Source organism: Methylobacterium sp. WL116, from assembly GCF_008039455.1.
Taxonomy (GTDB): domain Bacteria; phylum Pseudomonadota; class Alphaproteobacteria; order Rhizobiales; family Beijerinckiaceae; genus Methylobacterium.
Genome location: NZ_VRUV01000899.1, coordinates 1 through 1,086, shown reverse-complemented (window position 1 = coordinate 1,086; position 1,086 = coordinate 1). Strand labels below are relative to the sequence as shown.

Here is a 1,086-nt window from a genome sequence, read left to right as displayed (position 1 = left end):
CGCTGGGCGCGCAACCCGACCGCGGCGACGGCGCCGGAGCGGATCGCGCCCAGCGTGCCCTGCATCCCGTCGATCAGGTACCCGTAGAGGTCGCGGATCTCGGGTCCGAGCGCCTTCTGGCCGAGGAAGTAGGCGACCGGGTTCGGCGCCTCGTAGCGGGTGAGGTTGAGGATGCCGACGTCGACCATCGCCACGGTGACGCGGGCCGCCTCGCCGGCCTTGAGCCCCGCGAGCCGGATCGGCAGGGTCAGGTCCTGGCGCGGGCGCGTCTTCTCCGGGGCCTCGACCGAGACCGTCAGCGCCCGCTCGGCCCGGTCGACCGAGAACCACGCCAGCCCCAGCGCCCGGCCCGGCAGGCGCTTGGCGGCCTGGTCAAGCGGCCGGTAGGCGGTGGCGACGAGATAGGCGCCGGCGCCCCACTCGGCCTTGACCGGGATCGACACCGTGACGCCGCCCTCCGGCACGTCCACGTCGAGCACCGCCTGCAGCCGGTCGCCGACCACCGTGACGGTGGCGCGGCCCTTGAAGCGCGGGTTCAGCCGCGCCTGGAGGGTGTCGCCGGCCGTGTAGGCCGCCTTGTCGAGGGTGAGGTCGAGGAGGTCGGGCACCTCGGCCGTCTCCGAGCCGCTCCAGCCGACGCTGAAGCTGACGGAGGCCGCAGCCCCCGGCCGGCCCGGCGCGCTGACCTCGAGGCGGTACTTCCCGAAGCCGAGCGCCCGGGCCACCTTGGCCGGCGCGTCGGCCTTCAGGTCGAGGGTGCCGTCGGCGACCCGGCGCACGGACTTCACCGGCTCGAACGACCAGCGGCCGTCGGCGCGATACCATTGGTAGGTCTGCTCCAGCCGCGACAGCGTCCAGGTCGCGCCGGCCTGCGCCAGGCGCGTGCCGTCGGGCGCGGCCATCACCACGTCGAAGCCGGCGGTGCCGCCGACGGGCAGGTCGTCGCCAAAGCCCTTGCGGATCGCCAGAACCGGGCCCTCGGGCAGGATCGGCAGGGTGAGGCTGCGCGACAGCGCCCGCCCGCCGGGCTCGCCGACCGCGAGCGTGATCTTGGCCTCGACCGGGCGCGGCGCGCCGTAGAGGTAG

Annotated in this window: 1 pseudogene; it reads right to left on the bottom strand. The window is 75.1% G+C overall.

Annotated elements, in window-relative coordinates:
- Positions 1–1,086: pseudogene (locus FV223_RS28305) on the bottom strand (alpha-2-macroglobulin family protein); the annotation flags it as partial.